The following is a 15,746-nucleotide window of genomic DNA, read 5'->3' as shown; positions in this document are numbered from 1 at the left end:
CTTAATTTCCTCTCTCTTTAATTGTTCCTGACCGGTATGCGCCGATCAGTTCCTTTAATTCCCCAATCTTTTTCAGAAGCTGTTTTCCGTTATCCGTATCTCCCACTGTCTGGCGCTTGTGGCTGTAATTCACCGCAATCTGATGGGAGACAATATCTTTTTCCTCCTGAATGGCGATTTCTGTCGTCTCAAACGGCTCGTGTGCCGCAAGCGACATTCCGTAGGAATTATAAATCAGCGTATATCCGGCGATTCCGGTTTCCCTGTGATATGCTCTGGAAAATCCGCCATCGATAATCAGAAGTTTGCCTTCGCATTTAACAGGACTTTCTCCTTCTTTCTGATGCACCGGAACATGCCCGTTAATAATACGTGCCTCTTCCCCTTCCAGTCCGAATTCTTTCAGGATTTTCTCTGCCGTCTCTTTCTTTTCCAGAAGTTGATAATACGCATTTTTTACTTCCTGATGCGTTTCTTTTTCTGCAATCAGATACCGCTCAAAGGTCGCCATCTTACTTCTGCCATAGAGCGGAGATCCCGGTGCAGACCATAAAAACCAGAGAATATTCCTGCCCCGTTCTTTCTCCTCCTCTTCCATTGAGAAGAATGCTTTACGCACATACTGTTCCAGGACATCGTAGAGTGCGTTCCCATGATAAGTCTGCCCATAAACCGGAACTTCCATAAAGCTTCCGTCCTCATTCATCGGCACACATCCATGATAAAGGAGATTTCCATTGTATACTTTATAAAGGCTGCCCTTCTTTAACAGAAACTTCACATGCTTCTGCAGTTTTTCACAGTTTTTGAAGGCCCGAGTCAGCCTCTCCATCACGTTTTTCTCCTGTTCGCTCAGGGCATATGGCTCAGCCGGATCGATTGTCGGAAACCGCCCGTCCAAAAGCTCATACTGTTTTCTGTCAATCCTGATCTGATTTGTTTCGTAGTCAATCTGATCAAGGAGACAACGTCCATTCATTCCAAACTCCGGATTTTCGCTGGAAAGCTGTCCTTCAATTTTAAACTGAATCACTGAAATTGCCTTGTGCATTCTCTGCTGAAGCGCCAGCGAAATATCTGCTTTTTCCTGCTGGGTTTTGATTCCGAACTGCCGGGCTTCGTCATCCACATAGGTCTCCAGCGTAAAGGTTACAAGCGGAAGCATGTTGATGCCGTATCCATCCTCCAGAATGTCCAGATTTCCGTACCGGAGGCACAGGCGAATCACCGTCGCGATACATGCCTGTTGTCCGGCTGCGGCTCCCATCCAGAGGACGTCATGATTTCCCCATTGAATATCCAGTGAATGATAGTCCATCAGGCAGTCCATGATCTGGTGCGGCAGAGGTCCCCTGTCAAAAATATCGCCGATAATATGCAGATGGTCTACCACAAGCCTCTGTATCAATTCTGCCATCGCTATAATGAAAGGCTCTGCCCTCCCGATATCCAGAATCGTCTGAATGATGGCCTCATAATACGCCTCTTTGTCCGAAAGTTCCGGCTTCTCTGTAATCAGCTCTTCAATAACGTAAGCATAATCCGGCGGCAGCGCTTTCCGTACCTTGGATCTGGTATACTTGGAAGAAACGACTCTGCAAAGTTCGATCAGACGGTAAAGCGTCACTCGATACCAGTTCTGCATGTCCTCCCCGGACTGTCTTAGCTGTTCCAGCTTTTCTCTCGGATAATAAATTAATGTTGCGACCGACCTCTTCTCCGCCGTACCAAGGGTATGTCCGAATACATCATCAATCTTCTTTCGCACGGCACCCGAACCATTTCTCAGCACATGGGAAAAGGCCTCGTATTCCCCGTGAATATCCGACAGAAAATGTTCCGTTCCTTTCGGAAGGTTGATAATTGACTGGAGATTGATAATCTCAGTGGATGCCTTCTCGATTGTCGGATACAGTTCAGCCAGATATTCCAGATATTTATTTTGCTCCATATTCTCCTCCTTACCGCGGCGCGAAACGGATTTAAAGCCTTTCGAAAACCAGGTATTTCCCCTGCCAGAATCCCTGCTCTATATTTGATTATTATAAAACAGACAGGAACTGGTCTGACCAATTCCCGCCTCGTTTCTCTGCTTCAAATCATCTCACTGCCCGCAGGTTTTCCGTATCACTTTACCTGATGAAATGATTATATCATATTTTCTTATCAGTGCGTAAATTTCTCGTTCAATTTCCACTCAAATTAAAGCAAAATAACACCACAGCCAAATCCAAACCTCTCTTCCTGCTTCAATGCCATCCTTTGAAGGAACGTAGAGTCTGGAGTAAGTCTCTTTTCTTTCCCGTTAAAAAGATTTTCCATTGCCTGATCTGAATTTCTGCTTGTACCAATTATCTGAAACTTTTCCGCAAACTGCCTGATATGGGAGGACGGAGAAAGAGCTTGGATCATCGGCGGATAAAGCAGCCAGCTGTAACACAGAAAAGCCTTATATTTCGTTTCAGGATCAATCTGAGCAAAGAACTTTTTCGCTCTTTGGAAGGAGTCCTCCACCGCCTCTGTATGCAGATCTGCCCCTCTTTGAACATGACAGTTTAACACCGGACAGCCGCAGGGAAGAAGTTCTTGTGCATTCGTGGAATAAATCATATAAAAATAATCATCATCCAGATATACCATTTGGAATGGCTGAAACTGCAAAGAGCCAATTTTAAAAATCTCAGCATTCATAATGTGGCGAAACCAGATCACATCGTCTTTTTCAAGCCCGGCCCGGCCGGTTTTCTGAAAATAAATCTCTGCCCGCAGCGTAACATCCTGGAAGGTATCAAAAATAATACTGTCCGAGATTCCCCGTGCCCTGTATTCTTCATATTTCTCCACAAGAAGACAGGTAATGACAGCTAAACGGACAGCCGGAACCTGATCACACAGGGAAAACTGGAAATCCTCTCCCTGATACGCTTTGTCTGCAAGCACTTCCACTGTGTCACCCAGTCTGTTTATTTCCTTTTGAACCGCTTCCTGAATCTGATCCCGGTAATGCAGTTCTGAAAGCATGGTATGCAAGGTCATTCTGTCACCTCCATAACATAGTTACGGACTGAGAAAGCTTGTCCCTTTCTCAGTCCATCCATTGATGTTATTTTTAACATCCTATTTCTTAAACACTTCAGATTTTATGTGTTTCCAGCCACTTACCGGAATACTCCGCGATCGAACGGAGACATCCGTCCTCCATCGGAGAAGTCAGTCCTGCTCCCTTTACCAGTCCAAGGAATGTATCCGTACCTCCGCGTTTTACAAACTCTTTGTATTTTACCCAGGCCTGATCCCAGTCTTTTTCGATTTCCAGCCAGAACTGCAGCGCCACGGTCTGTGCAAGACAGTAATCAATATAGTAAAACGGTGATGCGTAAATATGGTTCTGTCTCTGCCATCCGGCTCCTCTTTCGTAAAAAGGAATTCCCTCCAGATCCAGATACGGGCGGTACCGTTTTTCCAGCTTCAGCCACGCTTCGTTGCGCTCCTGGGGCGTCATCTCCGGATGCTCATAGACTACCTGCTGGAAGTGATCCACCAGACATCCATATGGAATAAAATTCAGCGTTCCCTCAAGGTGGGAAACTTCATATTTCTTTGTCTGATGTTTGAAGAACAGCTCATACCACGGTGTCGCAAAAAATTCCATGGACATGGAGTGAGTCTCTGCAGCTTCCATGGACGGCAGATGCATGGAAAGCAGATCGATGTGCTTTTCCGCCATGTAGGAGGCAAAAGCATGTCCCGCTTCGTGGGTCAGCACATCCACATCTCCTGCCGTACCGTTAAAATTGGAAAAGATAAACGGACAGCCATAGCCCGGTATATCACAGCAGTAACCGCCGGTCGCTTTCCCCGGTTTAGCTACCACATCGAAAAGCTCCCGTTCGAACATCATTTTGATAAAATCCGCAGTCTCCGGGGACATTTCCGTATACATCCGGCGTCCTGCCTCCATGATTTCCTCCGGCGTCCCCTGCGGAACCGCATTGCCATCCGGGAAACGGAAGGAATCATCGTATATTTTCAAATGATCTACACCGATACACTCTGCCTGTGTCTTCTTGATTTCACAGACAACCGGAACGAGATCCCGAACCACCTGATCACGGAAGTCCGCAATGGCTTCCGGTGCATAGCAGTTTCTCTGGCGGCGCACATAGCCAAGCTCCACGAAATTTTTCATGCCAAGGCGGTGTGCCTGCTCGGTACGGTTTTTCACCAGTTGATCGAAAATTTCATCCAGTTCTTCCTGATGATCATCAAAAAACTTCCCGTAGGCTTCGTACGCTTCCTTCCGGATCTCACGGTCCTGGCTCTGCATAAACAGTCCCATCTGGGAAAGATTATACTGTCCGCCCTGAAATTTGATCTGCGCTCCTGCAAGCAGAGACTGATACCGGGTCTGCAGCGTACTCTCCTCCTGAAGAAGCCCGGTAATTTCCGGTGAAAATCCTTTCATCGCAAGATCCAGATTCAAAAAGATCACTTTTCCAAATTTTTCCTCCAGTTCTTTCCGGAATGGCGAGTGAAGCAGCGCTTCCTTGTATTTCTGCATCTCTTCTTCGAGAATCGGAGAAATCCGGTCGTTATATTCCCGCTCTTTTGCATAAAATTCATCTTTTGTATTCACCGTATAACGGATGTATACGAGAGAATCTGCTGTGGAAATCTCCTTTTCCACTTCATTCATCCGGTAAATGGCCGCTGCCTGCTCTTCAGCAGAAGATGCCTGTTTTACCTCTTCTGTGATTTCCCTGATCTTCTTTTTCACTTCCTCGAGATCGATTCTTTTGTAAGAAAATTCGCTGAATGTTTCCTTTCTCTCCATATGACATTTCCCTCCAGTCTTAAGATAGATTCAGTATACCACATTCATACAGGCAAAAAAAGGCGGGGAGTACGACATTTTCCAGTCGTCTCCCCGCCTTTTTCTGTCTGTCTATTCTGTTTTTGTGTCCTCACACGCTCTTCCTAATGTGCAAATCCGGCAAACGATAATTCGCATCCGTGTCCAACACGGCTGAAGATATTGACGATTCTCGTCATGACTTCGGGATACTGCTCCTCCTGTGTCAGAACCAGTATTTTCGTATTATCTTCCGTAAACTCTGCCCGTTCCACCTCCGGGATTTCCAGCATCTCTTTCAGGATTTCCGAAACCATTTCCTCTGTCAGATTTTTTGCCACTCGATAATACCTTCCCAATTTTAAGGCCTTCTTTCTTTAATTAGTTATTTCTAACTTTTAGTATAGTCCTTCCTTTTTCTGTTGTCAAAGAATTTCTGATAAAAAATTATCAAATATGGAATTTCCAGAATGTCCGATGTATCTTTTCAAACTCTTTCCGGTTAGTTTTCTTTCTGCTATACTATTTCTATATTTAATTAAACGATATGAAAAGAAAGGAAGAACGTTTTATGCAGTCTTTTTCATTGGGCCAAAATCAGATTTCCATTTTACCTGGCAGACGACCGGACGCACCCGTTATTTATCTTCCTTCGGTTAAGGACGAAGGTGCCTGCATCTCCCGGTATCTGCTGGAATACGGCTGTCCGGATCTTACACTTGTTTCGATCAGTGATCTTTCCTGGAATCACGATATGGCACCCTGGGACTGTCCGACTGTCTTTCCAAAAGGTGATCCTTTTACCGGAGGCGCTGACGCATACATCCACCAGCTGACAGAGCAGATTCTTCCTGAAGCTGAACGGCGGATCGGATCCGAACCAGTCTGGAGAGGAATCGCTGGCTATTCTCTTGCCGGGCTGTTCGCCATCTATACGCTCTATCACACAGATCTGTTTTCCAGAGCTGCCAGTATATCCGGTTCTCTGTGGTTTCCCGGCTTCTCCGAATACATGGAATCCCATTCCTTGGCTGTCCGGCCGGACTGTATTTACCTTTCTCTTGGAAAGAAGGAGCACAAAACAAGAAATCCGCTCATGAAAACAGTCGCACATCATACGGAAAAGGCCGTCTCCTGTTTTCAGTCACAGAACATCCACGTAACCTTTGAGTGGAATGAAGGCGGGCATTTTGATCATCCGGATCAAAGAACAGCAGCAGGTATTCAATGGATCACAGAACAGCATTGAGCTTCAGGCCGTATGATGAAATATCTAAAAAAATCGCTGAATGCCTCATATAAAGGCACCAGCGATTTTTTTGCTTTTTCTAACTGTTTTACATCAATCTGCGGAACAGATCTTTCAGATCTTCCACGCTTGCGTCTTTCGGGTTGCCAGGCGCGCAGGCATCTGCGTGAGCAGATTCTGCAAGGAAGTCCAGATCTTCTTCTTTTAATGCTTCCAGTTTTGTCGGGATTCCAACATCTACAGACAGCTGCTGAACGGCATCGATTGCCGCTTTCCGGTATTCTTCCACAGACATATCGTCCACACCTTTTACACCCATTGCTCTTGCAATTTCACGGTACTTTTCTCCTGTGCAGTCAGCGTTGTACTCCATTACGATCGGCAGCATCATTGCGCATGCAACACCATGCGGAGTATCATAAACTGCTCCCAATGTATGTGCCATGGAATGAGCGATTCCAAGTCCTACATTGGAGAATCCCATACCGGCAATGTACTGGCCAAGAGCCATGCCTTCCCGGCCTTCTGCTTCTCCTGCCACTGCGCTCCGGAGGGATCTGCTGATGATTTCGATTGCTTTCAGGTGGAACATATCGGTCATTTCCCACGCTGCTTTTGTCGTATATCCTTCGATGGCATGTGTCAGAGCATCCATTCCCGTTGATGCTGTCAGTCCTTTCGGCATGGAAGACATCATATCCGGATCCACGACTGCAACAACCGGCATGTCATGCGGGTCTACACAAACGAATTTTCTCTTTCTTTCAACGTCTGTAATAACATAGTTGATCGTTACTTCCGCTGCAGTTCCTGCTGTGGTCGGCACAGCAATCGTTGGCACACAAGGATTTTTCGTAGGCGCTGTTCCTTCCAGGCTTCTTACGTCCTCAAATTCCGGATTGGCAATGATAATTCCGATCGCCTTTGCCGTATCCATGGAGGAACCTCCACCGATCGCAATGATATAGTCTGCCTTTGCTACCTTAAATGCCTCAACTCCGTGCTGTACGTTCTCAATCGTTGGAAATCCCTGTCTCCATCTTCCATCGTATGTACTATCGCAAGGGTAGTATTCACTTCCTTATCATAAATCAAACCTTTGTCGGAGATGCCAATTCTTTTGATGGTATTCCCAAGCATTTTCCCAAAATAGTCGTCTCCGACCTTTCCTATAAAGGCAGTTTTATAACCCAACCCGGTCAGCATTGACAGCACATTACATGGTGCACCTCCTGGATTTGCTTCAAATACCGGATTCCCATTGGAGCTGTTCCCATTCTGGATGAAGTCAATCAACAGCTCGCCTAACGCAACAACATCATACATGCTTGCCCTCAACCTTTCTTTCCTGTATTTCCTTCACAATTTTGTTATATGCTTTCTTATTCAAACGATAGAAATACAAAACTATCGCCGTTACGATCCAGAGTATCCCCGGAACTGTTGTAAAAGAATGTTTAATAATGGATAATACCGCTGCATTCTGCTGCTGGTTTGCAACATATCCAAACATGCTCAAAACACCTGCAAGTACAGAAGTTCCAATCGCCATTCCGATTTTGTTTCCCAGTGAAATAAATGCATACTGAAATCCATCATTTCTGAGTCCGGTCTTCCATTCTCCATACTCCACACAATCCGGAACAATCGCATAGATCGCAGTATTAAAACCGGAAAAGAAAAATTGTGCCAGACAAGAAAATGTATAAAATGGAACAGGATTTTCTCCAACTGTAAAGAAGTACATACAGAACATACTAATTCCCGTCAACAGTGCAAAGATGGATGCAGAACGTCCTTTATTATTGGTAAGCCGAAATACCAGTGGAAAGCAGGCAGCACCAATAATAGATGGAAGAATAATAAACAAAGAATAGGTGCTAAATAACGCTTCGTTTCCCTCCACATAGGTAAAATAGTATAATGCATCCGCATTTCTTCCATAGAGTGTCACACCGAACAGAAATTGTCCTGCAAGAGCGATCATATATGGACGATTTTTTGTCACAGTCGCTAACTGAACCTTTATAGAAATTTTTTCTTTCTCCGGTACTTCCACCACTTCTTTTGTTTTTGCGAAGCAGAAAATATGACACGCTGCGAAAATACATCCATATAAAACAGCAATCAATAAATATCCCTTTTGATCATTTCCACCACCAAGCCTTCCAATAAGAGGAACCGTCACAATATTGATAATGCCAATCGCAATCATTGCACTGACAGATCGGAATGTATTGATTTTCGCCCGTTCTTCTATATTCTGTGTCATTGCTCCACACAGTGTCCCATAAGGAATATTCACGCACGTATAACCTAATACAAGAATACAATAAGTGATTGCCATATAGATGACCTTTGCAGTGGACGACCAATCCGGATGTGCCCAAAACGTCAAGATCAGTATCACGGCTGTCAATGGTGCCGCCACCAAAAGCCATGGTCTGTATCTTCCCCATTTCGTATGGGTTTTATCGCTTAATCCGCCAATAATCGGATCATTAATTGCATCCCAAAATCGTGAGAACAACATCAGACCTGCCACCGCTCCCATACTAATTCCAAAAATATCTGTATAGAATATCATCAGGAAATTTCCCACGAACATCCAGCTGAAATTGCATCCCACATCTCCCATACCGTATGCAATCTTACTGATCAGTGGTACTTTTACGTTTGTATCTTTCTGATTCATTACAATTCTCCTTTATCAATTACAAATACTGGCTGGCTCTACTTTTTCCTGATCCGGGCCGGTAATTGAAAAAATTTGTTTCCTTATTCTGTAATACGGATAACAGCCTTCACAATATCCGCTTTATTATTCACACTATAATCCATTGCTTTCTGTGCTTCGTCCAATCCAAATATATCCGTTACAATCCCCTTCAGATTTACTTTTCCTGCTGCAACCGCATCAATCGCCATTGGATAAATATGACGGTAACGGAATACGGTCTTAAAGGTCAGTTCTTTGTCCAGTGCAAGACTCATCGGAAGTGTCATCTCTCCACTCTTGCTATATCCCACAAGAACAATATTGGAGCCTTTTTTTGCCATATGAATTGCCTGCCTTGTTGTAATTTCCGTACCCGCTGTTTCAATTACCAGATCTACACCAGCTCCATCTGTCAGCTGCTTTACCCGTTCCAGTACATTTTCCTTTGCGCCATTAATAACTTCCGTCGCCCCCAGTTCCAATGCTTTTTCAAGCCGTTTCTCCATAATGTCCACCACATACACTTCCGACACTCCTCTTGCTTTCAATGCCATCATTGAAACAAGACCGATACAGCCTGCGCCCATGACAACAGCCTGCTGTCCAAGGTGTGCCTCTCCCTGAATCGCTGCATGGAACCCTACTGCCAATGGCTCAATCAAAGCACCTTCCAGCGTACTTACATTATCTGGAAGTTTGAAACACAGATCTGCTTCGTGAGCAACATATTCTTGAAATACGCCGTCTACAGGAGGTGTTGCAAAGAACACCACATCCGGGCACAGATTGTAACGTCCCGTTTTACAAAATTCACAGTGTCCACAGGTTTTTCCTGGTTCCAAAGCAACTCTGTCTCCAACCTTTAAATGCTTTACATTCTTACCAACTTCGACAACAGTTCCTCCCGGTTCATGACCCAGCACAAAAGGCGGATTTACCACATAGTCTCCAATGGCCCCTGTTTCATAATAATGCAGGTCACTTCCGCAGATACCCACATATTCCAGTTTTACCAATACCTCGTCATCTTTTGGATTTGGAATATCCCGCTCTTCAAATCCCATCTTTCCGATTCCCAGCATGACAGCAACTTTCATCTTTCCTTTCATTATTATTTCCTCCTTTTTATGTTACTTTATTTTATACTTAATTAAATAGTTTTATTATGTTTTTTACTTTATATCCTATTCCACTTTTTGTCAATAGTTCCTGGCAATCAAGTATTATTTCGTCATTATCTTCAAAAAGACATCTTACGTTTTAGTAAAACTGCATCAAAAAAAGAGACTCCATTTCTGAAGTCTCCTGTAAAAGCACCTGCGTGCAGTTTATATCTGTTTTACAAAATTTTCAATTACTTCCAGTGCTGCTCCTAGCGCCGCTGCCCCAACCTTATATCTGCAGCTATTTACAAATTGTTGATCCTCTGTAAATGTATTCCGTTCCGATACTTTATTCCATAGATCCGGTAAATAAGGCTCTATATAGCTTCCCACATATCCTCCCAGAATAATATCACAATCAAGGAGCATCCGGATATTATTTAATGCCACAGCAAGATAGCCTGTATAGACATCCCATATATCTGCCACCTTTGGATCTTTCTTCTCCAATAGCTCAAAGAACTTTTCTAATTTTCCTCCTGCTGCATCTGACAAAATTGCCGCACTGCAATACGCATCCAGGCATCCTTTTTTCCCGCAATAGCATATCTTTCCATCCGGAATCACAGTCATGTGCCCGACTTCTCCGCAGCGAAAATGCTTGCCCTGTACGAGCCCATTATTATCAAAAATTGCCCCTCCAACTGTATTACTTAAAGACAAGTAGAAAAAACGCTCTCGTTCATCTGAACAAATTCCTTCCGCATAAGCTCCCGCATTCGCATCATTCACAAAACAACAGGGATAATCAAAAAAACTGCTTATGGAATCAAAAGGTATCATTTCTACCCCAAGGATATGCGAATACGTAATTAACTGTCTATCCAAATCAATGATTCCAGGAAAAGAAATTCCTATACCCAAAATTCTTTTACGGTCAGCATTGCTTTCATCCAGAAAACATTCCAGTTCCTCTTTCACCTTATGATAATAAGTCGGCTCATGGGCATACGGAAGATAAATACGCACATGCTTTAAAATCTCACCGGTAAGATTCGTAAGCACAAAGCTAATATGGTTTTTCGTAATATCTAATCCTACAGCCTGCCTTACATTTATCACAGTTGAGAGTGCCTTCGCACGTCTTCCTCCAGTAGACTGCAGTTCTCCGGTTTCTTCAATGAAGCCCTTCTCAATCAACTCTTTTGTGATCTGCGTCACAGTAGGAAGACTCATCTTCATATCATACGAGATTTCCGGATTAGAGGCAGTTCCACGCTTACAGATATACCTGAAAACACGATTTCTGTTTGCTTTCTTTACCTCCATATTTGTTGTCTGCTTTCTTTCCATGTTATATCACCCATACTTTATTAAAGTGTTTTCTTTAGTATAACATTCTGTCTTCCAGAAAGCAACTTTACCATACTGGCTTTCGTTTTTATTTATAAATTTGTTTTTCTGTCAGCATTCCTGTCCATCTATTTACAGTTTAAATAAGTCCGGAAAAACTGTTCCATTTTGTCAAATGGAATCGCATCCTTTCCGCCTCCATCGTACAGATCGGTATGCACCGCATCCGGAATAATCAGTAATTCCTTATTATCCGCATATGGATTCTCTTTGACCATCGCAGCATAGGCATCACGGCTGAAGTAACAGGAATGCGCCTTCTCCCCATGCATCATCAGCACCGCGCTGCGGATTTCGTTGCTGTATTTCAGAATCGGCTGATTCAGAAACGACATACAGCCGATGACATTCCATCCTCCATTGGAATTTAAGGAGCGTTTGTGATAGCCGCGGTCTGTCTTATAATAATCGTGATAATCTGCCACGAAGAACGGCGCATCTTCCGGGAGCGGATCCACCACGCCGCCGCCCAGTGCGTAGCTTCCGTTTTTGTAGTCTACGATCCGTTGTGCATTCAGCGCCTCTTTCTTTGCATATCTGGCATCTGCAGAATCCTCTGCGTCAAAATATCCGTTTGCATTGACACGGGACATATCGTACATGGTAGACGTCACCGTCGCTTTGATCCGGGTATCCAGTGCCGCCGTGTTCAGCGCCATGCCGCCCCATCCGCAGATGCCGATGATACCGATTTTCTCCGGGTCTACGTTATCCTGTACAGAGAGAAAATCAACCGCTGCCTGAAAATCTTCCGTATTGATATCCGGGGAGGCCATGTACCTCGGTTCGCCCCCGCTTTCCCCGGTAAAAGAAGGATCAAATGCAATCGTAAGAAACCCTCTCTCTGCCATAGTCTGGGCATAGAGTCCTGCTGCCTGCTCCTTCACCGCTCCGAATGGTCCGCACACCGCAATGGCCGGCAGTTTTCCTTCACTCTCTTTTGGCTCATATAGATCCGCTGCCAGGGTAATCCCATACCGGTTGTGGAATGTCACCTTCCGGTGATTCACCTTTTCACTTTTCGGAAATATTTTATCCCATTCTTCCGTTAAATTCAGCTTTTGAGTATCAGTCATGTCCATTACCATCCTTTCATTCTGTCTTTATTATATCTTCTTGTTTTCCCTGTCGCTAATGGTTATAATTTATATCGTGATATAATTTTTTAGAATATCAGGAGGCAGAGATTGGAATGGAATTAAAAACATTAAACTACTTTCTTGCTGTTGCACGGGAAGAAAATATGACACGGGCCGCCGAGCAGCTTCACGTCACTCAGCCCACTCTTTCCAAACAGCTGAAAGCCCTGGAAGAGGAACTTGGAAAGAAACTTTTTACGAGACACAGTTTCAGCATTCAGCTCACCGAAGAAGGGATTCTGCTGGGGAAACGTGCGGAAGATCTTGTCAAAATGGCAGATAAAATCACAGAAGAATTTCATACTCTGGACGATATTCTGGGCGGCGATATTTATCTGGGCCTTGCAGAATCCTATCAGATCCGGCATCTTGCCGCTGTGATCCGTGCCATGAAAACAACCTATCCCGCTCTGCATTATCATATTACCAGCGGTGATACCGAGCAGGTTACAGAAAAACTGGACAAAGGAATTATTGACTTTGCCGTACTGGCCCAGGAGCCCGATCCTGCCCGGTATCATTTTCTAAAATTTCCCGAACCGGATGTGTGGGGTCTTGTCATGCCTGCCGAATGTCCGCTGGCCGGAAAATCCGCTGTTACAGTCGATGATCTGGCCGGGCTCCCTCTGTTCTGCTCGGAACAGGGATGGAACCATGATATTGCCAGATGGTGCGGCAGTCGTATGGATGAGCTGCAACCGGAAGGCTCTTTCCGCCTTTCTTACAATGGCTCCATTTTCGTCCGGGAAGGACTGGGGTATCTCCTGACCTTTGACCACCTCATTGACACCCATCCGGACAGCGGACTTGTCTTTCGCCCGTTGAATCCGAAGCTCGAAACCAGTATCTACCTGATCTGGAAAAAATATCAGGTATTTACTCCGATTGCAGAACGGATGCTGGAAATGGTAAAAGATCGGTTTACCGTCTGATCTCACTGATAATATTTTCGCGTATCATCTTCCGTGCCGGAATCATCACCGCCACAATGGCAAGCACCACATTCAACACCATGATTCCGGCCAAAACCATGTTCGGGACCGTGGAGGTTACATGTAAAAACTGTACGACATGTGCCATGTAGTAATCCATGACTCTACGGAAAATGTAATGATAACATACGAAGATCAATGCATCTGCCAGTAATCCATACAAAATACCTGTCTGCAGAATCATTTTGTAAAAGCCACTGTCCGTAATCCCCATGGCACGCATGATTCCGTATTCCTTTCTCCTTGCGAGAATGGTGTGGTTCATACTGTTCATAATGTGGAACAGGCTGATGATGAGCAGAATCACGGCAATGCTGGAGAAGAAAATCTGCTGCTGGTTCAGATAATTCCTCTGTGTCTCAATCGCGGAAGTATAATCCTGCAATACTGCTTTTGGAACATCACGAATCGTCTGCAGTAACTGATTACTTACGCTTGCCGTCTCTGCTCCTTCTGCCGGTGACGCATGGATAAAACTATAATTCGTGATTCCGAAGTTTTCTTTCATCTTTTCATTTGTCGTAATGATGCTCTGCGCATTTTCCCAGACTTCCGTATTCAAGAAATCCTGTTCCTGAGCCAGCGGTCTGCTTACAATGGCCGCGATGACAAATTCTTTTTCTATATAATTTTCTTCCTTGCTCTGAAATTTCAGCAGGTCATCTGTATACGCCTCTGGTTTTGGAACCCGCAGCGTAATCGTATCTCCCGGCTTTTTCCCGTAAAAATAGTAATTCCCCTGGCCATCCATATTGGCCGTCACAATCACCTGGTTTTCCTTTTTTATGCTTTCCGGAAGAATCTCTCCCTCCAAAACATAGTCACGAAGCTGTTCCATCATCGCATCATCATAACCGTACACATCATATTTGATCCGGTACGTTCCATCCTCCTGCTGATTGCAGATCCCCGCATACCTCTGAATAAAATACGGTTCCTCATTTTGATATTGAAAAAAGTCTTTCCATCTCTCATCCGCCAGAAATTCACCTTTTGTAAGCTGTATTTCTCCCAGCGTATACTTCGTTGCGTAGACCTGATCTGTTTCCGGCATACTTTTTATTTGATCCGCCACCGATTCCGGAATCGTATCTTCCAGTGAATTGGACTTTAGACCAATCCGGTATTCCGAACTAAGTCCGTCGTCCGATTTCAGAGAAAGCTCCGCATGTACTTTCAAATTCTCTACCATATAAGTGGTACATAAGAAAATACAGCCGCCAATGGACAGGGACAACAGAATCCCAACCACTTTCCTCCTGTTCGCAAACATAAATTTCCTTACTACCACTCCTGCCATGTTCACATGACGCAGTGCATAGATTTTTCTTCTTTTTGTAAAAGAAAGATCGCCGCTCATTCCTTCTTTCAAGGACTGTTTTCGCATGGACCGGACTACAAGGAACGCAATTAGCGCAAATGAAATCAGCAGGAACACAAATCCAAATACCATGGCGTCCCAGGAAAGATAAAACTGAATTCCTCCGCTTCCTTCTGCCAGCGTCTGGTCTGCGACAGATAACACCTGTTCTCCAAAAACTCCACTGAATCTCTGATACACAAGGCTTAGCATCCCGTTGCCTAAAAGGCATCCAAGGGGATATCCAACGAGAAACAGCATCCATAGTTCCAGAAGCAACGTGCCACCGATCTGCTGCTCACTGACTCCCAATGTCTGCAGCATGGCATATTCGGAAGTCCTCTTTGACACAGAAATATTAAATACACTGTATACAATAAAAAGGCTGAACAGACACAGCAGCAGAATCATTCCATAGTAAGCCAGATTGTAATCGCTTTGTAATTGCAGGACAATATAGGTAAAATTCCCTTCCTCGCTGGTCAATCCGAATTTCACGGTATCATAAACGTTCTGGGGTTTCTCGCCGCCAAGATACTGTGTGACTTCATCGTTCCCGACAACAGCCTCGGAGGAAATCCGGTGTTCCTGTAAAAACGCATCCAGCTGCCTGTACAGCTTCTTGTCTTCATCGAATTTCAAATATAAGAAGGTCTGACTTCCCCGGCCCGTAAAAGAATCACTCACAAAGACTTCCATCTCACTGGAGCTTGCCGCCCATTCACTTTTGAGCACCCCTGTTACCACATAATCCTTCTCGCCAATCCGAAGAGAATCCCCAGGATTACCGGAAAATCCAAGATTGCTGAGTACATATCCGTCCGCCGCAATTTCATTTTCCTTTTCCGGGAAGGTTCCCTCCAGCAGTTCTCTATGTGCCATCTGGCGGTAAGTTTCGTCCGCATGAATAAACGTGATT

General features: G+C 44.6%; 12 protein-coding genes and 1 pseudogene. 2 read left to right on the top strand and 11 right to left on the bottom strand.

Going from position 1 to position 15,746, the window contains the following annotated elements:
- Position 1 precedes the first annotated feature (1 nt).
- The 4 genes from H6A32_RS01105 to H6A32_RS01090 form a co-directional block, all read right to left on the bottom strand.
- Positions 2-1,951: a fructose-1,6-bisphosphatase gene (locus tag H6A32_RS01105; RefSeq protein WP_204863565.1), complete on the bottom strand. Its 1,950-nt coding sequence runs from the start codon at positions 1,949-1,951 to the stop codon at positions 2-4.
- 251 nt (positions 1,952-2,202) lie between these two features.
- Positions 2,203-3,036: an acyltransferase domain-containing protein gene (locus H6A32_RS01100; protein WP_204863564.1), complete on the bottom strand. Its 834-nt coding sequence runs from the start codon at positions 3,034-3,036 to the stop codon at positions 2,203-2,205.
- Between the two features lie 97 nt (positions 3,037-3,133).
- On the bottom strand, positions 3,134-4,834 hold the full coding sequence (locus H6A32_RS01095; protein ID WP_204863563.1) for a M3 family oligoendopeptidase: 1,701 nt from the start codon (positions 4,832-4,834) through the stop codon (positions 3,134-3,136).
- A gap of 143 nt (positions 4,835-4,977) precedes the next feature.
- On the bottom strand, positions 4,978-5,193 hold the full coding sequence (locus tag H6A32_RS01090) for a hypothetical protein (RefSeq protein WP_242958991.1): 216 nt from the start codon (positions 5,191-5,193) through the stop codon (positions 4,978-4,980).
- 230 nt (positions 5,194-5,423) lie between these two features.
- On the opposite strand from H6A32_RS01090, the gene H6A32_RS01085 reads away from it, so the two are divergent.
- Positions 5,424-6,101, top strand: coding sequence for an alpha/beta hydrolase (locus H6A32_RS01085; RefSeq protein WP_204863562.1), 678 nt, complete (start codon positions 5,424-5,426; stop codon positions 6,099-6,101).
- Between the two features lie 88 nt (positions 6,102-6,189).
- On the opposite strand, the pseudogene fucO reads toward H6A32_RS01085, so the two are convergent.
- The 6 genes and pseudogenes from fucO to H6A32_RS01055 all read right to left on the bottom strand — a co-directional run.
- Positions 6,190-7,125, bottom strand: a pseudogene (gene fucO / locus H6A32_RS01080) (lactaldehyde reductase); the annotation flags it as partial.
- Positions 7,080-7,427 (bottom strand): PfkB family carbohydrate kinase, encoded by a 348-nt coding sequence (locus tag H6A32_RS01075; protein WP_204863561.1) that lies wholly within the window; start codon positions 7,425-7,427, stop codon positions 7,080-7,082. The gene H6A32_RS01075 and the pseudogene fucO, both read right to left, overlap by 46 nt.
- On the bottom strand, positions 7,420-8,796 hold the full coding sequence (locus H6A32_RS01070; RefSeq protein WP_087252819.1) for an MFS transporter: 1,377 nt from the start codon (positions 8,794-8,796) through the stop codon (positions 7,420-7,422). The genes H6A32_RS01075 and H6A32_RS01070 overlap by 8 nt, the downstream gene beginning before the upstream one ends.
- An 83-nt stretch (positions 8,797-8,879) precedes the next feature.
- On the bottom strand, positions 8,880-9,929 hold the full coding sequence (locus tag H6A32_RS01065; protein ID WP_087252820.1) for an NAD(P)-dependent alcohol dehydrogenase: 1,050 nt from the start codon (positions 9,927-9,929) through the stop codon (positions 8,880-8,882).
- Positions 9,930-10,148: 219 nt separating this feature from the next.
- The gene (locus H6A32_RS01060) at positions 10,149-11,123 is read right to left on the bottom strand and encodes an ROK family protein (RefSeq protein WP_243424827.1); all 975 of its coding nucleotides are present in this window, start codon (positions 11,121-11,123) and stop codon (positions 10,149-10,151) included.
- A 281-nt stretch (positions 11,124-11,404) separates the two neighbouring features.
- The gene (locus tag H6A32_RS01055) at positions 11,405-12,412 is read right to left on the bottom strand and encodes an alpha/beta hydrolase (RefSeq protein ID WP_204863560.1); all 1,008 of its coding nucleotides are present in this window, start codon (positions 12,410-12,412) and stop codon (positions 11,405-11,407) included.
- A 116-nt stretch (positions 12,413-12,528) separates the two neighbouring features.
- Here H6A32_RS01055 and H6A32_RS01050 point away from each other — a divergent pair, with 116 nt between their 5' ends.
- Positions 12,529-13,407, top strand: a complete 879-nt coding sequence (locus tag H6A32_RS01050) for a LysR family transcriptional regulator (protein ID WP_204863559.1) — start codon at positions 12,529-12,531, stop codon at positions 13,405-13,407.
- Here H6A32_RS01050 and H6A32_RS01045 read toward each other — a convergent pair.
- Positions 13,397-15,746: ABC transporter permease (locus tag H6A32_RS01045; RefSeq protein WP_204863558.1), on the bottom strand; the 2,350-nt coding region annotated here is incomplete at its 5' end. The two genes, H6A32_RS01050 and H6A32_RS01045, sit on opposite strands and share 11 nt — an antisense overlap.

Source organism: Drancourtella massiliensis, from assembly GCF_016900655.1.
In the GTDB taxonomy this organism is placed as follows: Bacteria; Bacillota; Clostridia; order Lachnospirales; family Lachnospiraceae; genus Sellimonas; species Sellimonas catena.
Note: the sequence above shows the minus strand (reverse complement) of the source record. Positions and strands in the feature narration are given on the sequence as shown.

What these genes read in the sequence shown, in the direction of transcription:
- H6A32_RS01105 (WP_204863565.1), bottom strand. Translation starts at nt 1,951, where the DNA reads ATGGAGCAAAATAAATATCTGGAATATCTGGCTGAACTGTATCCGACA.
- H6A32_RS01100 (WP_204863564.1), bottom strand. Translation starts at nt 3,036, where the DNA reads ATGACCTTGCATACCATGCTTTCAGAACTGCATTACCGGGATCAGATT.
- H6A32_RS01095 (WP_204863563.1), bottom strand. Translation starts at nt 4,834, where the DNA reads ATGGAGAGAAAGGAAACATTCAGCGAATTTTCTTACAAAAGAATCGAT.
- H6A32_RS01085 (WP_204863562.1), top strand. Translation starts at nt 5,424, where the DNA reads ATGCAGTCTTTTTCATTGGGCCAAAATCAGATTTCCATTTTACCTGGC.
- H6A32_RS01075 (WP_204863561.1), bottom strand. Translation starts at nt 7,427, where the DNA reads ATGTATGATGTTGTTGCGTTAGGCGAGCTGTTGATTGACTTCATCCAG.
- H6A32_RS01070 (WP_087252819.1), bottom strand. Translation starts at nt 8,796, where the DNA reads ATGAATCAGAAAGATACAAACGTAAAAGTACCACTGATCAGTAAGATT.
- H6A32_RS01065 (WP_087252820.1), bottom strand. Translation starts at nt 9,929, where the DNA reads ATGAAAGGAAAGATGAAAGTTGCTGTCATGCTGGGAATCGGAAAGATG.
- H6A32_RS01055 (WP_204863560.1), bottom strand. Translation starts at nt 12,412, where the DNA reads ATGACTGATACTCAAAAGCTGAATTTAACGGAAGAATGGGATAAAATA.
- H6A32_RS01050 (WP_204863559.1), top strand. Translation starts at nt 12,529, where the DNA reads ATGGAATTAAAAACATTAAACTACTTTCTTGCTGTTGCACGGGAAGAA.